General features: G+C 43.7%; 22 protein-coding genes. 1 reads left to right on the top strand and 21 read right to left on the bottom strand.

Going from position 1 to position 18199, the window contains the following annotated elements:
- From ACZOWY_RS01370 to ACZOWY_RS01320, 11 genes are all read right to left on the bottom strand, one after another.
- Positions 1-2343 carry a phosphoadenosine phosphosulfate reductase domain-containing protein gene (locus ACZOWY_RS01370; RefSeq protein ID WP_484392142.1) on the bottom strand — a complete coding sequence of 781 codons (2343 nt, stop codon included), beginning with the start codon at positions 2341-2343 and terminating at the stop codon, positions 1-3.
- Between the two features lie 15 nt (positions 2344-2358).
- Positions 2359-4266 carry a hypothetical protein gene (locus ACZOWY_RS01365; protein ID WP_484392138.1) on the bottom strand — a complete coding sequence of 636 codons (1908 nt, stop codon included), beginning with the start codon at positions 4264-4266 and terminating at the stop codon, positions 2359-2361.
- 212 nt (positions 4267-4478) lie between these two features.
- Positions 4479-5033: a hypothetical protein gene (locus tag ACZOWY_RS01360; protein ID WP_484392134.1), complete on the bottom strand. Its 555-nt coding sequence runs from the start codon at positions 5031-5033 to the stop codon at positions 4479-4481.
- A gap of 38 nt (positions 5034-5071) precedes the next feature.
- Positions 5072-5311 carry a hypothetical protein gene (locus ACZOWY_RS01355; RefSeq protein ID WP_484392130.1) on the bottom strand — a complete coding sequence of 80 codons (240 nt, stop codon included), beginning with the start codon at positions 5309-5311 and terminating at the stop codon, positions 5072-5074.
- A gap of 60 nt (positions 5312-5371) precedes the next feature.
- Positions 5372-5779 carry a hypothetical protein gene (locus ACZOWY_RS01350; RefSeq protein WP_484392127.1) on the bottom strand — a complete coding sequence of 136 codons (408 nt, stop codon included), beginning with the start codon at positions 5777-5779 and terminating at the stop codon, positions 5372-5374.
- A gap of 56 nt (positions 5780-5835) precedes the next feature.
- Positions 5836-6447, bottom strand: coding sequence for a hypothetical protein (locus ACZOWY_RS01345; RefSeq protein ID WP_484392123.1), 612 nt, complete (start codon positions 6445-6447; stop codon positions 5836-5838).
- 673 nt (positions 6448-7120) lie between these two features.
- Entirely contained in the window at positions 7121-7540 is a 420-nt protein-coding gene (locus ACZOWY_RS01340) for a hypothetical protein (RefSeq protein WP_484392119.1), read from the bottom strand.
- Positions 7541-7702: 162 nt separating this feature from the next.
- Positions 7703-7870, bottom strand: a complete 168-nt coding sequence (locus tag ACZOWY_RS01335; RefSeq protein ID WP_484392117.1) for a YvrJ family protein — start codon at positions 7868-7870, stop codon at positions 7703-7705.
- 17 nt (positions 7871-7887) lie between these two features.
- Positions 7888-8109, bottom strand: coding sequence for a DUF2922 domain-containing protein (locus ACZOWY_RS01330; RefSeq protein ID WP_484392113.1), 222 nt, complete (start codon positions 8107-8109; stop codon positions 7888-7890).
- Between the two features lie 89 nt (positions 8110-8198).
- The gene (locus tag ACZOWY_RS01325) at positions 8199-8423 is read right to left on the bottom strand and encodes a DUF1659 domain-containing protein (RefSeq protein ID WP_484392108.1); all 225 of its coding nucleotides are present in this window, start codon (positions 8421-8423) and stop codon (positions 8199-8201) included.
- 216 nt (positions 8424-8639) lie between these two features.
- Complete coding sequence (locus ACZOWY_RS01320) at positions 8640-9281, bottom strand: peptidoglycan recognition protein family protein (protein WP_484392105.1); 642 nt, start codon at positions 9279-9281, stop codon at positions 8640-8642.
- Positions 9282-9588: 307 nt separating this feature from the next.
- On the opposite strand from ACZOWY_RS01320, the gene dnaB reads away from it, so the two are divergent.
- Positions 9589-10932, top strand: a complete 1344-nt coding sequence (gene dnaB / locus ACZOWY_RS01315; RefSeq protein WP_484392541.1) for a replicative DNA helicase — start codon at positions 9589-9591, stop codon at positions 10930-10932.
- Between the two features lie 300 nt (positions 10933-11232).
- On the opposite strand, the gene ACZOWY_RS01310 is transcribed toward dnaB, so the two are convergent.
- From ACZOWY_RS01310 to ACZOWY_RS01265, 10 genes are all read right to left on the bottom strand, one after another.
- Positions 11233-12513 (bottom strand): AAA family ATPase, encoded by a 1281-nt coding sequence (locus ACZOWY_RS01310; RefSeq protein WP_484392101.1) that lies wholly within the window; start codon positions 12511-12513, stop codon positions 11233-11235.
- 285 nt (positions 12514-12798) lie between these two features.
- On the bottom strand, positions 12799-12930 hold the full coding sequence (locus ACZOWY_RS01305; RefSeq protein ID WP_484392097.1) for a hypothetical protein: 132 nt from the start codon (positions 12928-12930) through the stop codon (positions 12799-12801).
- A gap of 33 nt (positions 12931-12963) precedes the next feature.
- Positions 12964-13197: a hypothetical protein gene (locus ACZOWY_RS01300; protein WP_484392092.1), complete on the bottom strand. Its 234-nt coding sequence runs from the start codon at positions 13195-13197 to the stop codon at positions 12964-12966.
- A gap of 10 nt (positions 13198-13207) precedes the next feature.
- Positions 13208-14125 carry a ribonuclease D gene (locus ACZOWY_RS01295; RefSeq protein ID WP_484392088.1) on the bottom strand — a complete coding sequence of 306 codons (918 nt, stop codon included), beginning with the start codon at positions 14123-14125 and terminating at the stop codon, positions 13208-13210.
- Between the two features lie 69 nt (positions 14126-14194).
- Entirely contained in the window at positions 14195-15184 is a 990-nt protein-coding gene (locus ACZOWY_RS01290) for a helix-turn-helix transcriptional regulator (protein WP_484392084.1), read from the bottom strand.
- A gap of 77 nt (positions 15185-15261) precedes the next feature.
- On the bottom strand, positions 15262-15486 hold the full coding sequence (locus ACZOWY_RS01285; protein ID WP_484392080.1) for a hypothetical protein: 225 nt from the start codon (positions 15484-15486) through the stop codon (positions 15262-15264).
- Between the two features lie 203 nt (positions 15487-15689).
- Positions 15690-16574: an Rpn family recombination-promoting nuclease/putative transposase gene (locus tag ACZOWY_RS01280; protein WP_484392075.1), complete on the bottom strand. Its 885-nt coding sequence runs from the start codon at positions 16572-16574 to the stop codon at positions 15690-15692.
- Positions 16544-16861 carry an ORF6N domain-containing protein gene (locus ACZOWY_RS01275; RefSeq protein ID WP_484392540.1) on the bottom strand — a complete coding sequence of 106 codons (318 nt, stop codon included), beginning with the start codon at positions 16859-16861 and terminating at the stop codon, positions 16544-16546. The genes ACZOWY_RS01280 and ACZOWY_RS01275 overlap by 31 nt, the downstream gene beginning before the upstream one ends.
- A 190-nt stretch (positions 16862-17051) precedes the next feature.
- A complete protein-coding gene (locus ACZOWY_RS01270; RefSeq protein ID WP_484392071.1) occupies positions 17052-17639 on the bottom strand; it encodes a 3'-5' exonuclease in 588 nt (195 codons plus the stop codon).
- Positions 17640-17770: 131 nt separating this feature from the next.
- Positions 17771-18169, bottom strand: coding sequence for a hypothetical protein (locus tag ACZOWY_RS01265; protein WP_484392067.1), 399 nt, complete (start codon positions 18167-18169; stop codon positions 17771-17773).
- Positions 18170-18199: the final 30 nt, after the last annotated feature.

The following is an 18199-nucleotide window of genomic DNA, read 5'->3' as shown; positions in this document are numbered from 1 at the left end:
TTACTCTTCTATAAGATCAAGAACATCCAAAGAAGTATAGTCTTCCAGGATTATATTGTCCAAATTTGAAATGAAAGACACTCTTATAAACTTCGGAAAACTAATCGCAAGCCCTTGTACTTGTTCACGGAATGCCTTCACGTCAATACCAAAGATATCGGATGGGGACATTCCTTTTGCATCCGGATTATTACGGACATTAACTAATTCACTGAATGTAAACGAACGTTTTCCGGTATGCTCTGCGTATAAGTACAATGAATAGAGCAAGACACTTGCATGTGGTATTTCCCATCCTGCTCTTAAATATGCATATGAACTTTTGGTAAGTTCTAAAGGTATTCCTTGTTGTATAGCCGCGCCAACTGGTGAATGCCTCAATAGTTCAGTCAAAGCTGTAATCGCATTATCACGTGTAGATTTTGTATAATTTTCGCCAAGCATCATTACCAGATCACCTTTTTCATATGTCGCACCAATTTCAGCATTAATACAGTACCATCTTGAAATAACCGAATTATATGAAAGGTTCGCCCATATAATTGCCCACGTCAATGGATTATAAGGTCCTAATTTGATAAGTTTATTTCCTAAAGCAGTTATTTTCAGTGTCTTATCTTTATCTACAGTTATCACCTGACTTTCCTTAAGCCACACTTTTAAGGCATCATATTGCCGATTCCCTAAAATATTTTGACTGAAACAATCAATTCCCTCATTCATAAAATGTTCGAGCCAAGCTTGACGTAGACCAAAGTGCTGATACGGATTTATTCCTTTCATATCCATGCGATTTCCTCCCCCACCAGTAATGCTAAGCGATTTAGCCACCAAACAACTTTTATCACAAAATGTTAAGCAGTTAGAACAATGTATACATTTTGTCTGCCGTATATGTATTTTCCCGTCAGGAAGAATCACAAAAGCACCTGTGGGACATTGTACTTCACAAGCTTTACAACCTTTACAAAAAGCAGTTTTAAATGCAATTCCCCGAAGATGGCTAATTACAAATCTGTCCATTAAATGAAAAGGTTTATATGTTACTTTTAGCAGTCCTGCCTCTTCAATAATTTTATATTCATAATTAGTTCCCGCTATTTTTTGTACGCCACTTTTACCACTATCTTCAGTAATTATACCAAGAATCTGTGCAACATCTTCCCATTTTTGTGTATGCGGTGTTATAGAAAAAGTAATCGTATCACCCTGGACTTGCTCTTCAACACGGTTACCACCGTTACATAGTCCTCTACCACCCATGCGCGCAGTCCATCCGCTCTCCTCTATATATTTTTTAACTTCTTTAGGCGGCTTCGTTCTCTCTGCATATTGCTCAACTTTTTTAAGAAGTGGTTTCATTTCTTCTGAATAATAATTATTTGTAATGCCATTCCACCACTCAGATGACATAGGACAAACCATACAGCCAACCCGGAATAAACCTATTCTATACGCAGCATTCAACAATAAACCATTATGTAAGAGATAACAGTAAATTTCGGCTGTGTTCCATTTATGGATTGGGCTAACGTTTACTTGGCTAATATTTTTCGCGCCTTCGCTTACATCTCCATATTTAGCACGTCGTGAACTTTCTTCCGCTCTAACGCCATCGTAAACCACAGCCTTTGCATTACTTTTGCCAAGAATTTCTCTAAGCTTTAAAAGAGTTGGTACAGATTTATGTACTGTACAACACCATCTCATACGTCTTCCAGGCGGACCAAATATATCCCAAGTTTCCAATGGTGCCATATGGCATTTAGCTTCTACAAACCGAAGTTGTGGCCAAAGCAACTTAGCATGCTCAACTGCCTTAATAGTGTCAGAAAGTTCCATACCTGTATTACTAAACACAACATAGAAATCATCCGGGGACAAAGCCTTAGCACATAAATCTAGTAAAACTAGAGAATCTTTCCCCCCAGAAAATGCACAAACAAATGAAAATCCTGACACTGAATATTTCTCATATTGTTCCTGTATAAAGTGTATCGCCTTTTGCTCTAAAGATAATAGCAATGGTCTATTTATCTCATAAAGCCTTTCAATATCAATAGGTTTCAAGCAAATATGGTTCTCTGTTGTACGTTGAATTACCGGTTTTGAATAAAAGCCGCCGCCCTTTGCCTCTGCAATACACGTCCCGTTAAATACATAACGCCTAATTCCTTCTGCCCAAAGAAGTGGTGCCTCTGTATCTTTAGGATAATCCCAATACTGATCCATGCCGAAAAAGTCTAATTCCTCGTGAAAAACAGGTCTAATTTCCTTTTGTATGTTGGCATCAATTTTCAAACGGAAAATGCCATATTCTTCTGTCCACTCATATCCATACATGGCACACACCCGTCCTTAGATTCGTATATTAACATTCTCGCCTATTGCATCCCATGCAAAGCGAGGATCGTTACCGATAGCGCGAGGTAAATTTCCTATCAATTCGTATTCTCCGAGTAATTTCCCATCGACCAAAATCTGCCTTAGTTGTTCTGCCTGTAAACAACGTGCCCCAATATTGTTATCTATCATATAGGCAATTATTGCATCACCAAATGTCTGTAGCTCGCAATTTTCTCTAACTAAAAAAGTGTCTATTGAATCATATTGCTTTGCCAAATCAGAACGAATTGTTCGCGCCCCTAATTTAGCGCCATAAAAACGAATGACATATTGCAATAATAATGGTGTCCATCCTATCCGTTTGGGTAATTCCGGCAGTTGTTCATACCAATATGAGTCAATATCGCGTATCACTATATGATCGCCAACATCACTAAAAAGATTATTCAAAGCTCTTTTGGCCTTTTCTATCCATTCATTGTCAATCTGCATACTTTCAGCAGTAATTAACACCTCAGAAGTGCAGTAGAAGAAAATAGGTTTGTTACCAATCTCCATCTGCACTCGTAGATTGTTAGGCTTTATACCAACTTTTTCAAGATACTTTAGCAGGTCGTTCCATTGAAAAACCCCACCTTGATCTCGTGCAAACTTTTCAAAGACATCCATGTTTGACTTGATTGTTTCACTACCGCATCGTGTAATATGCCTGCCAGATGAAAAGTTATAATGATATCCATGCCAGTTAATTTTATCAAATAGAAATTTAAGAACACAAAAAACTTTCTGCTCATCAAAAATATTATTATCGTTAAGAAACATTTGCATCTTAACACGAGCAAAGTCAAACAACTGCGCCGATGACACGTAACCATCATTTTTTGTTAACAAGCTCTCAATTATTACATGGAATTTTTCAGCAGCTTCTTCCAAATCTACTATCGCATCCTTATGAAGCATATAACCGTAAAAAGCAATAATATTTTCAGAACTATCCCTGATAATCTTTAAACTTTTTATTGATGCCAAGGGAAGTTTTTCTGCTAAACTTTCCAACGTAATCCCCTCAAGGTCTGCTTCAAGAATTAATTTTTCAACATCCTTTTGTAAATCGGTATTAACAACTGTCTTATAGGGAACTTTAATCTCTTCGTTATCGTCAATATTGGAGTATGCCTTTCCTTCAGTTCTTCCATTTTCTTCAACTGCATATTTCCTTTTTGCGACACCATAAATAGTGACTTGGCCCTTTTGGTAACCACAATGAATACACAATTCGCCAATTAAATCCATTAAGCGCGGTATGCTATGGTTTACGTTAATCCAATAGCCATTTTTCAATTCGGTACAATTAAGCCCTTCTAATTTATTTTTCAAAAAGAATGGATTCCCCTTACGATTTCGCAGCAAAGAGTTATTATATAAATCGTCTAACAATGGATTTTGTTTTGCAATTTCATTTTCAGCAATAGCAATAAGAATTCGCGCCCAATTTTTTCCAATTATTGTTTCTCCATTCAGATTGCAATAAGCCGGCACAGTTCTCTCAAACGATTTCGCATTAGTAAAGTCAAAACGTATCCAATTTTCTTGTTTAACAACAATTGAATTTGGTTCACCTTTAATTTTCTTCTCTACATCCTCTTTTTCTCTCAGAAATTTTGTGTAAGCATTGAGTAAAATATTGGCATTGTAACGCAATTGTTTGTTTGCAAAAGTATTGTTAACTTCACGCAAAGCATTTTCAATCTTTTCAATTTGCGTTACACCACATAAAAATGTTGGCAACAATTTTTTTTGTAGCAGCATCGCACTTACAATTTGATAAGACTTTTTTATCGCTTCTAACGAATTGGCTGAAACATTATTAGGCAACCATAAAAGGAAGTCTTGCTCAGTTCTTTTCAAGTCTTGTCCCATTTTGACACTTCCTGTGTTTATTTGTAATACAACCAGTTACATGGCTTTTGCTTTTCACATAACTTTTTATACTAAACTGCAGCTTTCACATTTAGCAATACTTTACCTATTATATCCTTAAATTATATCACATTTTTTATATATCTGCTCATAAAAAAGGCGCAGCCAAAACACAAAATATGTTAAGCTGCGCTATGTTTATTTTGCTGTTTTCATCTTTCCTTTTCTTTATTAAGATCTTCCAAATAATTTGCAAAGTGTCCGTTTACAATTATATTTTTAATCTCCGGCAGTTTTTCTTCGCTGAATGTAATTGTATCTGGCTTCCGATTCGGCACATAAATTGTAAAGCTGACCGATTTTTTTGCGTTCGCAATAGCCTGAATGCATTCTGCAGGAATGCTATAGTAGCACATGTCAAACATGTTGATCCGCTGAAACGAGCGCGGCAGTTGCGTATTCACTGCTTTCGGTGCTTTATAGGTTATTCCGTCCACTGTAAAGTCCGCTTCCTTCTCCAACAGGTAACGGGAAGAAGCGCTGGAATGATTGGTAAAATTAATAATCAGGCGCAAAAAATATTTTTCATTTTCATCCCGGTCAATCTGCTTAATAAATGAATACTCGCGGATTCCATACACGCCCATGTTTTTGTATGTCCTGTAACTTATGGTATCAGCAAAGTTATCGGTTTCTACTATGATCCTTGCCTGGGCTGGCAATACCATAACCAGTAACATAACCGCCATTAATAAAATCCTCTTCATAAATCAAGCTCTCCTTTCATAATAAAATTACCATTGGGCTAAGATAACGGCCCTATATTTTTTATCATCTCTTCATCTTCGCGCAGTTCTTTCAGCGCCCGCTGTCTGCCCATTTCAAATTCATACCCTGCCTGCTCCGCGTCTTGCAAGCGAATACGCTTCACTTCATCATCGATCATAAAATCACCATTACAGTAATCGCAGGTAAGCATTTTTGCATTTGGGGTAGCCTGTAATTTTGCGCCGCAATGCGGGCATGTAATACTAACTAATTTCATGATTATATCCTGTCATGTTCTATTCTCGTTTAATTTTTCCATACGTCTTCAAATAGTATTTTACCATTCCATTTCCTCATCCTCGGCTTCTTCATATAGATTATGCCAATGCGCCGCGGCTTCGTCATACCGATCCGCCAAATCATCAAGGCCACGATTGCGGGCGCGCTCTGCCAAATCTTCATATTCTGCGACATAGGCCAGGCAGGTATGAGGATCGGGAACCATACCGGGAAAACTTAAATCCGGCTCCGGGAAATCATCTTCATCATCCAGCGATGGTGGTATTATTTCATCTTCTTCTGGCGGCAGTTGTACTTCTACTAAATTATGTTCTTCTTTTTCTTCAGGCCGAAAGACTGCGTAAAGAAACATCCCACCAAAAATAAAAACAGTACATATTAATGGCGAAATACAGAAAAAGACGCAAATTATAGCGAGCACAAGAAACAGCTGCAAAACTGTCATTGGAACACCTCGTCATATTTACAGGTTAAAAGTAAAACTTCTTGCTTACCGTCAGCCTACTGTTTTAGTCGTTCCTTCAACTTATACCATTCCGGTAACCGTTCTGTAAGGTACTGTTTTTCGTATCCTATCCCCTCGTAATGGGAAACAATCCATTCGATCTGCGCAATTTTGCCCACGCAGTCATCATAAGACATGGGTATGTTCGGAATTTCAAAGTCGTTGATACTGAATCGGACCGTTCCTGCCACAGTATTTTCTTTTTGCGTTATCAATACATCTTCCAGTCCACGTTCTTTCTTTAGGTCTGCTATCAGCTTTTCTACCGCAGCAAATACGTCTAATACCTTCGTCCGGTTGCACTCTGGCATTCCGGGCGTTTCAGATAATGTCTGCCTTCCCATTTGCAAGATATATTCCGCATAACCTACCGCCCTGTCTTCCGGGTAGTCTGCCGGTACAGTTTGGGTTCCGTCCTCAAAGTGGTTACGTTCCAATTCTATCATGCTGATAATACCGTCAACCGATTTGATGATTAGCTCTTTGGCATCCGCTTCCAGCGTTGCGTCATTCTCACAGGCCCTCTTCAGTTTCCGGACACGATACAACAGCACATCCAGTATCGCTACTATTTTTTCCAGGTTTTCTGTAACGTTCTGTTCAGCCATAATTGCCCCCTACTCTTCATACCTTTCGGTTGCCAAGTCTGCAAGCCTTTCAAACGCAATCACAAACCATTGAAAGTCCTTTCCTTAACACTTAGCCACATTCCGTTCAGCTTTTTCTTTTCGCATAATAATTCTTTAAGCAAGCTGCAAAACCCTTTTGTCATTTTAAATAATTTGAATTAGATTATTACCATCACCCATGCCCGACATGTCACAGAAAAAAGTTTCATAATCGGCTCCCCGCTTTACTGATATTTCCATAAATAGAACACAACAAATAATGCGATGGATGAAGCCAGGCGTAGGTTCTTTTCATAGCTGGTCTCCTTGTATTCTTCATTCTTTGCAAAACTTATTGCAACAGTTTTATCAAAAAAGAAAGATTTTTGTTGCAATAAGTTTTTCATTTAAAGCCCGGCCTACTTATATTGTAATATTTTGCCAGTCCATTTGTACGTACTTGGAGAAGAACCGCGCGCCAGTCCCTGTGCTGGTTTTGGAAGTCTTGCATTTTTTTTACGCAAAAAATCGCCAGACGCGTTATTGCACGCTTGGCAATTCGTTTTGGAAAACTGTCATTGACAAAAATGACGGTTTTTCATTTCAATCTTTCAGCATCCGACAGCCGGGAGATTTCTTTTTTTAATCATCATACTCTTCACCGCTAACCTACTCACCCGCTCCCATGACACGCCATTACAATCCCCACGTATATCATCGCGATGATCCCATACCAATACGCCCGCTTGTGAACATATTCCTCGCTCTGTTCTTCATCGTACAATCCTTTGAATAAGCCAAAAGCCCCCGCGCATCCCAGAATCGTACCCGGGATCGCCAGAGGGCCGGATGTAATGCTGTGTATGAAATTGGTAAATACGGTAATCATTTCTTCCCGGTTAAACAGCACAAATACAACCGTCAGCAGAACGGTTACTGCGCCGGCTTTTTTTGTGCTGCTTACCATGCGGATGCACAGGAAAATGACAAACAGCGGCAGCAGGCACGCAATGATATAGTTTGCGTAAATGAGATCCGCGCGTATGCCGGTGATTTCCGGGTTTGTCGTCATAAACGGAAAAAAGTTGCGCACGCTCTGCCCTCCCTGGTTCAGGAATCTTTTATAATACTATTATAATACATTTTGCAAAATTGCGGTCGTTTCCCAGGCGACAAATATAAAAAACACCGGACGCTGTTACACGCCCGGTGTCTCTCAAAATGCGGTGTGCTGTTCTGTTTCAGCGCGCCGTTTTCATTTTTTCACAACGTCGCCCCGCATGGCGGCGATGTTGCAGCTCAGTTCCCTGATTACGTCCGTCAGGCCTGCCAGTTTGTTTTCCATACGCACCAGCAGAAACCAGCTCAGCACTACAGGGAAGCCGAAGTCTTTAATAAAGCTGAACACTTCCGTAGTCTCCATACTGCCACCCCGTTCCCTTACGCAACGACGGTGTCAAGCGTTACGGTGCGCAGCCGGCCTTCCACGGCTTCCACGATGTCGCCGCCGCTGGTGTTGAACACATTGTTGTCCACCACTACCTGCATGGCGGCGTCGATTTCCGCCTTGGTAATGCCTGTTTTGGGTTCCTCGATGTTGAGGGTCACCTTTTTGCCTGCGGCGTTTTTGAAGACCAGGTCCAGATCCGTATCAGAACTCATAACTATCTCCCTCCTTACTCTTTACAAATTTTTTCTTACCGGTTCAGTGGGCGGAGGCTGTCACCGCCGTCCGCCCTTTTTTCGTGTCCTCACTCTTCCGTCAGCGCGGCCCGTTCTACCACTACCAGCCCGGTAACGTCGTTGTCGAACAGACCGCCCAGCGCTTTGCCTACGGCCAGAAGCTTAGACGGTTCCGCGTCCGGCTTCACGTTGGAATAGACGTAGCTTTTGGATACCGCGTTGCCGTCCGCGTCTTCGCCGCGGGAAATGGCAATGGATAAGGATCGCTTGATCACGTTCATGATGGCTGCCATACTTTCACCTCCCTTCTTCGGATAATTGGTTGCGGGGCTTACCGTTCAGCCGGCTTACATCTGCAGGCCATACGATTCTGCCGCATGCCGGATCGCGCGCCCGCTGTATTTGCGCTGCGGTTATTCAGCAAATTGCCTTTCACCGCAGGTCAAACCGTTTTCCCGGCGCATCCGGTTGGTCACGGATGCGCCCGCTGCGTTGCCGTCCTTCGTACATTACGCTGCCTTCTTCCGGTGCTTCATATCCCACAGGTAGTAGGCCGCCTTGCCGCGGATCACACAGCCGCCGGGTTCCAGCCGTCCGTTCCGGGCGCTGTCCGGCAGAAACCACAGGTCCCATTTCGTTTCCGGGTCTCCGCTGCCGGGGCCGTAGCCGTCCCGGAAGGCGATCTCGCAGTGGGTCATCACCCGGTCGGAGCTGTTGGTGAGGTTCAGCTCGTTGCAGAGGATGGCCACCACCTTCGCCAGTGCTTCGATCTGTTTTTCCGTGGGCGGCGCGCTGCCGTAGTCCATCAACGCTTCGTACGGGTCCCGGTAGTCGCCGGGGCTCACCGCGCTCCATGCCGCCTTCGCATGAATGGCGGTGGGCAGTTCGCAGTCCGCATCGTAACCGCAGCACAGCGCGATGCCGATGGTGCCGGTGTTGCGGCGCCACGTGTGCGACTTTCGCTCGCAGAAGTCGTCGCAGGTGACGTACACCGTGCCGTCCTGATCGATGCACAGGTGGTAGTCGTCAAACACCTGGCCGTAACGGCCTGCCGTCCAGTGCAGGTAGATGGTGGTGATGCGGCCTCTCGCCTGCTTCGCCAGCTTTTTGATTTTTGCTTCGGTAATCACAACGGGGTTTTCCACTAACATAAACAATCACTCCTTTTCGTTTTTCTGTGTTCCCCTTACATTTCTATATCCGCAAAAATTAAAAATCTGAAACCACTTTTTTTTATTATTTTTGCAAAATTTTTTTCCGTTTCCGACAGCATGAGGGCAAACGGTTTCCGTTACGCTTTCGCAAAAAAAACGCCGCAACGATTAAAAACCGTTACGGCGTTTTGTGTTGTGCCATATTTATTAACTGAATTTAAAACGTATGTTAAATGATATGCCAGATTATATGTCAAAATATGTGCAAAAAGATATGCCAAATGAAAGTAAAGGAGCTGACTTGATGCAGGACCGACTGATTCCCCAGAATATTGAAGCGGAGCAAAATGTGCTCAGCGCCATGCTGATCGACCGGAGGGCCGTAGACACGGTTTCGGAGATCCTGAGGCCGGAAGATTTTTACCGCATCGCCCACCAGACGATGTACCGGGCCATGCTGTCGCTGCGCGCCAGAGAGGAGCCGGTGGATCTGGTCACCGTGCTGGAAGAACTGAAACGACGGAACAAGCTGGACGATGTGGGCGGCGTGGGCTTTGTCACTTTGCTGGCTTCCATCGCTCCCACGGCAGCCAATGTGAAATGGCACGCCCAGATCGTGGCGGACAAGGCGATGCGGCGGCAGATGGCGGAAAGCTGCACCGAAATCGCCGCGATGGCTTATGAAGAAAACGGCGAGGATACGCGGCAGCTGCTGGATCTTATGGAGCAGCGCGTGCTTCGCATCGCCACGCACAATGCTGACAGAAGTTTTGTGCCCCTGCATGACGCGGTCAGCATCAACATGGACAACCTGAGCCGCCAGCTGGAAGAAAACGAAACGGTTACCGGGCTGGCCACCGGGTTCCCCCAGCTGGATGCCCTGACCGGGGGCCTGCAGCCGTCGGATTTTATTATCCTGGCGGCCCGCCCTTCCATGGGCAAAACGTCCCTGGGCCTGAACATTACGGAGAACGTGGCCCTTCGCGGGGCCAAAGAGGGAGAGGCGCCAAAACGGGTGGCCCTGTTCAGCCTGGAGATGAACTGTAACCAGCTGGTGCAGCGCATGCTGCGCACCGAAGCGGACGTGGATGCGGAGGACAAAATGGATGTGCTGAACCGATTGTGGCTGGCTTCGGACAAACTGGCCGGCGCCAGCGTGTTCATTGACGACACGCCCGGCCTGACGCTGCAGGAGCTGCGTTCCAAAACGCGCAAGCTGAAAGCCGAAGGCGGGCTGGATTTGATCGTCATCGACTACCTGCAGCTAATGCGCGGCCCCTTCCGGCGCAACGGCTTTGAAAACCGCCAGCATGAAGTATCGGCCATCAGCCGGGGGCTGAAAGCGTTGGCCCGTGAGCTGAACGTGCCGCTGCTGGCCCTTTCCCAGTTAAGCCGCAGCGTGGAGAACAGGCAGGAAAAACGCCCAATGCTCAGCGACCTGCGCGAATCCGGTTCGCTGGAACAGGACGCGGACATCGTGATGTTTTTGTACCGGGAGGACTATTACAAACACGCGGGCGGCGGAAGCATCCAGCCCACGGAGCTGATCATCGCCAAACACCGCAACGGCCCCACCGGCAAGATCGATCTGTTCTTTAAAAGCGACTGCACTAAGTTCATCGGGCTCGATGAAGCGATGGCGGGATGAATGAGATGGGAAAAAAGTAAAACAGCATTCGGATGAAAACGAATGCTGTTTTTTGTAATTTGATACGAGGCTGCATTTTCGCCGTATTGTATTAGCGTTTTGCGGTAAATCAAAAGTTTCATGGAAAACTTTAAAAAAGCCGGACGTTGTTATACTTCCGGTGAGAAGATTATGACTTAACGTACTGCTACGCCAATAGACCTGGCAAGTTTGCGAATAGCTGACTCAGAAAGTTTGCTGACTCTTTTTATTGAGCACGTTTTTTATTGACCAGATAATCATATAACACAAAAAATTATTTCAAGCTCGTCGGACGTTATTCAGCAAACTGACTTCCCTAATCTCTTGTATCTCTTTCCGGGTCAGCAGTTTTTTCTCCACTAATGCTGTTGTCAGTTTGTCCAAAAATACACGGTTCTCTGCCAGAATCTTCTTGGCTTGTTGGTAATACTTGTTCATTTCTATTGATAAAATCTGTTCCTTTTTTCCCTTTACAGATTCTGAAGAGTCGGGCCCTGTGTAAGTATCAAAGCCAAAAGCGCATAAGTCATCCACAAGCCTGTCGATGATATGAAACGCCCTGCCCAAATCATTCGTGCAGCCAACATCTGTCTTTCCAAAAACCAATTCCGTCGCGGCTTTTCCTGCCAGTTTGCATAACACATCATGTTCCATCCGTGTTTTCGAATATTCACGCTCGTTCTTTCTGCAGACTTTCGTAATCCCGCGGCATTTACCCGCGTAACCCAGAACGGACACGAGAATAACGCTTCCCGGTTCCAGTTCTTCGGCAACAACAGCATGGCCGGCTTCGTGAACAGCATAGTCCTTAACAAATTGATATTCTTCCTGTGCAACACACTCCGGCCCGTCGAACAGCATGCGCAGGCAGGCCCGCAGCATATCCCGGTGACTGATTTTGTCTCTTCCGTCATAGCCGGCAAAAATACCTGCTTCATTCACTACCGCTTCCAGCGCTGCGCAGGAGTTCCCATCCATGATCTTTGCAATTTCAACTGCGTCCACATCACCCACGCTCTCTTTCCGGGATAGGTAATGCCTGACCACTTTTACAGCCTCTTCCCCTTTCGGGCAGTTCAGTTCGATAACCTTGTCGAAGCGGCCGGAACGGAGCAGGGATTCCGGAAAGCAGTCCCTGTCATTTGCCGTGGCAATGACAAATACGTCCGAGTCCCTGCAGGCATCAATACCGGCCTGTACGGCTACGTATTCCTCCGCATCCGGATGCTGGCTGTCTTCATTGGCAAATTTGTCCAGATCATCCAGAAAAACAATCGCCCGGTCTTCTGCTTTTGCTTCGGCAAAAACATCACAGATTACCCTGACCAGCTCGCCATCCGGTTTATCTTTTCTTACCGTGAATGATTTGCATCCGCTTTCCTCAATGAAACACTGTGCCATGAGCGACTTCCCCAGGCCCGGTTCGCCCCACAGCAGAATACCTCTTGGCATATGGACGCCCAGCCTGGCATACTTTTCAGGGTTTTTCACCACGTCGCATATGCGGATCAGTTCCGCTTTAATGTCTTCATATCCTACTACCTTGTCAAACTTACTCATACGTAATACTCCTCTCTGTAATGTACATTTTGTTGTTGTTCCTGCTTTTGCAGCTCAGTTTCTAAATGCATTATACAGAAAGCGATGTGCATTATTTTACACATAAAAATAGCGCCTGCCCGGTTAAATTGGCAGGCGCCGGGGACGTACATATTTTTCAGTTATATGTTTTAAGTTTTAAGAGCGTGTGCATTCATCAATAGTATCCATGATACTGGCTTCTGCGTTCGCAATATCTGCTTCAATTAATTCAAAATTCCCCTCCAGTTCCTTTACTACTTTTTGTTAATTATCTACTTTGCTTTCAGTTGATTTTGCAACTTTTTTAAGCGCCTTCATCTCTTTTTCAATGGAATCCAAGCGTTTTTGGATGGCATTAAATTGCTCTTCCATAAATTTTTTGTCTTCCTCTGTCATGATAAATCTCTCCTTAGCAATTGTTTGACATAATTATTGTACTGTATTTTTCTGTTGAACTCTATATTTTTGAATTTCCAGACCTGCTTTGCCCCTGACGAATTCCGGTTTTCCGTCCTTAACAATGATATAAACAGGAAGGCCAGTTGCTATATCAGGATCGTCATAAAGCGGTTTATATAAATCAAATTCTTTATATTTTCCTAAGTAGTTAACCGTAGCATAACCACTTCTTTGTGCAAATTTTAATACTTTTTCGTTTTTCATAAAGCACCCTTTACTGCTTGCACATTTCTATCCAAATCTTAATCGAAGGTGGTAATATTTTTTCGTATTGATGCGCGAATTTAACTATTTCTGATTTAGTGATGTAGGTAATTCCTTCCCTCGGCTCATCATATTCGTGTTCAGCAAAAAACAAGAATACACGTTTTCCTGCATTAACGTAATCCTGATAATATTCCGATGTGAATTTTTCACCACTACCTTGATAAGATACCTGACAAACCGCTGGTGGTAAACCTTCTTTACGTGGGAAGAATTCACATTCAATTTTAACAGTTGTACTTGATGGTGCAACAGAATTCTTGGATAAATAATAATCATATTTAATCTGAATGTAATCCATCACCAGTTCTTCCATATCAGCAGGCGGAAGCATTTTTATTAAGTTGAATTCAAAAGATGGGGTGGTTTCATATTTCTTGGTTCCTGTTAACTTGTTATAAAGGAACTTTGAGTATTCTATGCAGTTAGTGTCCAAAATAGTTTCAATTGTAGGGCTAAGGGGTCTTGTAAATCTCGCAATGATACCTCCAGGAATACTTGTATCAACTTTAATTAACTCTACAGTAGCCGTTGCACCAATATCTAAAGCAACATTGCATTCTGCCTTGGGTTCTGAAGTTACCCTGCACAAATAATAAATCCCATTCAAATCTCTAGTCCAAACAAGATCATCCTTCTTCAACCTTGCAAAACAGGCCAAGGGCCTTTTTGTCTTACCTTTTGGATTCTTTTCTTTATCTTGTTTATACGCTTCACTTAAATCATATCCATTCTTCAAATCAGAAAACTTACTATGTAAGTAAGACCACCCTATGGCAATTTTAGGCGATTCTGTATGCAAACAGAAATCAATTAATTTTTCTCTTATATTAGCATCTGTTTTTAAATGAATACGATATAGATTCATAACCAATGACCCCCTTAATCATAAACAATTAGTTTAAAGCATTAATTCAACTATTTACTTTATGTTTAACTAATCACAATATTTTTCCCACATCCCCTTAACACATTCCTTAATCTCTTCCCTCAACTCCGCCGGTTCCAGCACTTCCACATAGGGTCCGTACTGCAGCGCCCAAAATTTCATAGCGGATTTGTTGCACTTCACGTCAACCAGCATTTCCTCTTCAAACTCTTTGCGGATCTTGAAGTCTTTGCCAAACCAGTCCACCAGCTCATCCATCAGGTGCTTCTTCGCCATCATGCGCACGTTCACGCTTTTTCCGCTAAACATGTAGATGTGTTCCGCCATATGTTTCGGAAGCGAGAAGCCGTTTTTGAAATCCGTCACCTGGGATACTGGTTTGCGTCTTTCGTCCAGTATGCACACGGAAGTCATGCGGTCAATCCGGAAATGCGCAACATTATCATACTTGTCGTAGTTGCCGATCAGGTAATAGCGTCCGTTGTTGGCCACGATCTGATACGGGTTCACGATGTACGCTTCTTTCCTCTTGGGATGCAGCTGAAAGTCCGTTCCGTAGGTATTATAAACGAAGCTGACCTTCTTCCTTTTGTCGATAGCATCGTTCAGGGCATCCAGGGCGTACATGGTCTGCTTGTTGTCGGTGTGCTGCAGTTCCGGCAGGTTGCACACATGCTTCACCTTCGCCGAAAAATGCCGCCCGCCAAAGTCTTTCAGTTTGTTAATCAAGTCCCTGGCCCGTTTTTGGGAGATGCCTTTGGAAAACAACACGCTGTCGATCAGCAGGCGAAGTTCCGCGTTATCGAACTTCCGCTCCGCCAGGAACGCGCCCTTGTTGTTCGTCACAATATCGAAGCCCAGCTCTTTCAGCGCGTCGATGTTGTTCTTCACGGAGCGCCGGTCGCATTCCATTCCGTACTGCGCCCGCAGATGCCGGATGATTTCCTGCTGGGTCAGGTGATGATCCTCATCGGAATACTGTTCCAGAATATCCAGGATCAGCATATTCAGCATTTTTTTGTTTCCGGTTGCAAACATGATCTTTTCCTCTCACAATTATTTTATTAGTTTTTCGTCAAGCTTGTTTTTTCTTCCTGCTTGCAATTAAATAATTTCTATTCCTCTGACTCTTTGTACGCAGAGAACCATTCTTCAGCTTTGATTTCATACAGTATCGCCAGATCATCCCTGCCGCAGCTTCTTGCCCGTTCTGCCCATCTTTCGCATTCCGCCGCTTTGTGCAGATAGGTTAGATCATCCCATCCCATATCAAATTCATCATCGAAGAATGATTCCGGAAAATCATAGTTTTCCGGTTCCGGTTTATTATTTGCCGTCATCTCGACTCACCTCTCTTTGTTATCCTTCAGTTCTGCGTAAATTATATACAAGTCTATGTACATTTTTTTACACATAAAAAGCGCCTGCCTTTATTTCGGCAAACGCTGCGAAAGGATTGTGTGGTCTGTTATTTTTATGCAATAAACTTTCTGAGTAAAACTATAAATTCAAATTTAAAAATGGCTAATCAAAAAGCGATCTGCTATTTCCGCGTTTTTTTCTTTTCGGGCAAACCTGTCACCTCAGCAATTTCGGCTTCAGACATTCCCTTTTTGCGCAACGCTTCCGCAATTTCCTGCTTGGCAAGGGCCATGCCTTCCCTCTTACCTTCTTGCTTTCCTTCCTCCCGGGCTTCCTTTTTCAAAATACGTAAATCCATTTCCCAAGTCACGACGCGCTCCCTCCAATCTGTATCCCGTCTCACACGTTTCATCTCGTTATCGATTTCCTGCGTAAATTCATTTTGGATCTGACCGCTGTTCACATACTGCAAAAACGCCGCCAGTTCCGTATCGTCCGTCTTTTCCGCAGCCTTCGCGTTCAGGAAAATGTTCTCTGTCAAATCTCCCATCTCCAGTGATTCATCTTCCCTGCATCGATTCGTAAAATGATAAACCGGTAAACCTTTCCCATATGGGTCAAATGTACAGATAAATACTATGTAGGACTTGCGTAGTTCCGTATAATCCATCCCCCTGCGCAGCATGTCCATGCTGATCAGGCTCTGGTAATACCGGGTACGCAGCGGTAGTGAACGTTCTACCTTTTCTTCATCTTTATCCCGGTAAATCGTGCTGCCCTTTCCTGTCACTTGCATTTCCAGATCGATAACCGTTCCGTCAAGAACTTCCACATACACATCAAGCCGTATACTTTTGCTGCTGATCCGCGGACTGCTTGTATGGCGTTCCGCGACAATTTGCAAGATTTTCTTAATGGGTATGTGCAAAACCTTTTCTATCAGATACTGGCAACGTCTTTTGTTGTTCATTACCTCCAGGAATACGTAATTGTTGGCGAAGGTCAAAGAATCCCAATCAATTATTTCAAAGTCTTTCAAATTGGCACCTGTCTTTCCGACCGGCACGATCCTTCCGCAACTGTATTATAGCATAGTTTACAGGTGCATTCTATGAAGTTTTGATGAAGAGAAATAAAAAAAGCGCCTTGCTCTGTGTAAACATAGGGTAAATATGTTCTGCCACCTTTAAGACCACGTTTTTGCATCGGGATTCCAATTTGGTATCTCAATATTTCATCAGCAGTAAGCTGAAAACAGAAAGATTCAGGAAAACGTTTTATATTACGCTTCATAGCCCTGTTCAAATTACCGGTAGTCGTACCAAAGTATTCCGCTAGACCTCCCGATTTGATACGCCGGTTACAATATCCGGCATGCCGCCCCGGAAATCTTCCGATGAAATCAACATCGCAATGTCGTTTTCATCGGAAATTAAAACAAAACTTTTGTGCTGCCTAAATTATACTGAAACCGATGCGCATTTTTTACACATAAAAAGCGCCTGCCTTTGTTTCGGCAGACGCTGCGAAAGGATTGTGTGGTCTATTGGTTTTTCAACGCCTGCGCTGCCAGGAAATCTTCAAGATTCCAGCCTTTATCCAACATTTTGAAGAGGACCTTGCCGGTGTTGCATGCATCGTCATACGCAGTATGCCAAAGTCCTTCCGAGTCGGTCTCCAATGCTTCCGCGGCTGCTTTAAGGCCTGTGGTATAACTGTCATCTTTCCAGAGTCTGTAGGCCAGCGCCAGATCAAGGCAGTCCTCCCGGCGCACGGGGTTCTCAATGCCGTGACGCTGGCAGCCGATATCCAGGACTCTGAAATCTTCGTTGCCCCAGGTAACGAAATAGCAGTTCCCCGGTGTGAATAAAGCGGAAATCTGCGCGACCATTTCCGGGAATTCAATTGCGCTCTTCATTTCTTTTTCCGTAATCATGCAAAATTCATAGGCGTCTTTCGCCTGTTTCGGATAAAAATGCGGTTTTACAAACGCATGCATCCTGCCGGTCTCGGTTCCGGTGGAATCAAGCAAAACAGCGCCGGCCTCTATGATTTCATTGAAAAAGCCCCGGGGCCTTCCCACCGGTTTTTTGTAAAATGTAAATTCAAAGTCAATGACAAAGTAATTCATGGTTTCTTTACATCCTCTTCATTATATTTTTGACAATTTCTTCATCAAGTCCGGTCCTGCATCCTTCATCAGTGTTACACCAAAGCATATATTCTGCTATCCATAAATAATCATACCAGTGTTTTTCACGCTCAATACAATGGCGGAGATATCTTTTCAGGCTTCAATCCAGTATGAGGGCTTAAGTAATATTCCAATGCGATACCCGGGTTGGATGCGCAAACCATGTTAAGCAGTTCTTCCGCCTTCTCTTCCCGCTCTATAACCAAAACCAAAGGTCTCTCTGCGCCATAATCCACCCTGATTTTAAAAACCGGGATGCCTATACCACAGCATCCGTGCGGCCTATATGCCGACGGCTGGCTGCGCACACTTTTGATTTGGGAAATTGGAAGATACTTCCCTTCAAAGTAAATCGCGTTCCCTGAAACCTCATAGCGTTCAATCCGCTTGCTGTTTTTATGGTCTTGTTTTACATTTTCAATCTCTTTACCTGGAATAATGCAATTCCATTCCAAAAGTCCAAACAAAATTATTACCCCGTTTTCCGAATAAATGAA

The organism is Succiniclasticum sp. (assembly GCF_056977735.1).
Note: the sequence above shows the minus strand (reverse complement) of the source record. Positions and strands in the feature narration are given on the sequence as shown.

Bases quoted from the DNA above. Each gene is read 5' to 3' on its own strand.
- ACZOWY_RS01370 (WP_484392142.1), bottom strand. From the start codon at position 2,343: ATGTATGGATATGAGTGGACAGAAGAATATGGCATTTTCCGTTTGAAA.
- ACZOWY_RS01365 (WP_484392138.1), bottom strand. From the start codon at position 4,266: ATGGGACAAGACTTGAAAAGAACTGAGCAAGACTTCCTTTTATGGTTG.
- ACZOWY_RS01360 (WP_484392134.1), bottom strand. From the start codon at position 5,033: ATGAAGAGGATTTTATTAATGGCGGTTATGTTACTGGTTATGGTATTG.
- ACZOWY_RS01355 (WP_484392130.1), bottom strand. From the start codon at position 5,311: ATGAAATTAGTTAGTATTACATGCCCGCATTGCGGCGCAAAATTACAG.
- ACZOWY_RS01350 (WP_484392127.1), bottom strand. From the start codon at position 5,779: ATGACAGTTTTGCAGCTGTTTCTTGTGCTCGCTATAATTTGCGTCTTT.
- ACZOWY_RS01345 (WP_484392123.1), bottom strand. From the start codon at position 6,447: ATGGCTGAACAGAACGTTACAGAAAACCTGGAAAAAATAGTAGCGATA.
- ACZOWY_RS01335 (WP_484392117.1), bottom strand. From the start codon at position 7,870: ATGGAGACTACGGAAGTGTTCAGCTTTATTAAAGACTTCGGCTTCCCT.
- ACZOWY_RS01330 (WP_484392113.1), bottom strand. From the start codon at position 8,109: ATGAGTTCTGATACGGATCTGGACCTGGTCTTCAAAAACGCCGCAGGC.
- ACZOWY_RS01325 (WP_484392108.1), bottom strand. From the start codon at position 8,423: ATGGCAGCCATCATGAACGTGATCAAGCGATCCTTATCCATTGCCATT.
- ACZOWY_RS01320 (WP_484392105.1), bottom strand. From the start codon at position 9,281: ATGTTAGTGGAAAACCCCGTTGTGATTACCGAAGCAAAAATCAAAAAG.
- dnaB (WP_484392541.1), top strand. From the start codon at position 9,589: ATGCAGGACCGACTGATTCCCCAGAATATTGAAGCGGAGCAAAATGTG.
- ACZOWY_RS01310 (WP_484392101.1), bottom strand. From the start codon at position 12,513: ATGAGTAAGTTTGACAAGGTAGTAGGATATGAAGACATTAAAGCGGAA.
- ACZOWY_RS01305 (WP_484392097.1), bottom strand. From the start codon at position 12,930: ATGACAGAGGAAGACAAAAAATTTATGGAAGAGCAATTTAATGCCATC.
- ACZOWY_RS01300 (WP_484392092.1), bottom strand. From the start codon at position 13,197: ATGAAAAACGAAAAAGTATTAAAATTTGCACAAAGAAGTGGTTATGCT.
- ACZOWY_RS01295 (WP_484392088.1), bottom strand. From the start codon at position 14,125: ATGAATCTATATCGTATTCATTTAAAAACAGATGCTAATATAAGAGAA.
- ACZOWY_RS01290 (WP_484392084.1), bottom strand. From the start codon at position 15,184: ATGTTTGCAACCGGAAACAAAAAAATGCTGAATATGCTGATCCTGGAT.
- ACZOWY_RS01285 (WP_484392080.1), bottom strand. From the start codon at position 15,486: ATGACGGCAAATAATAAACCGGAACCGGAAAACTATGATTTTCCGGAA.
- ACZOWY_RS01270 (WP_484392071.1), bottom strand. From the start codon at position 17,639: ATGAATTACTTTGTCATTGACTTTGAATTTACATTTTACAAAAAACCG.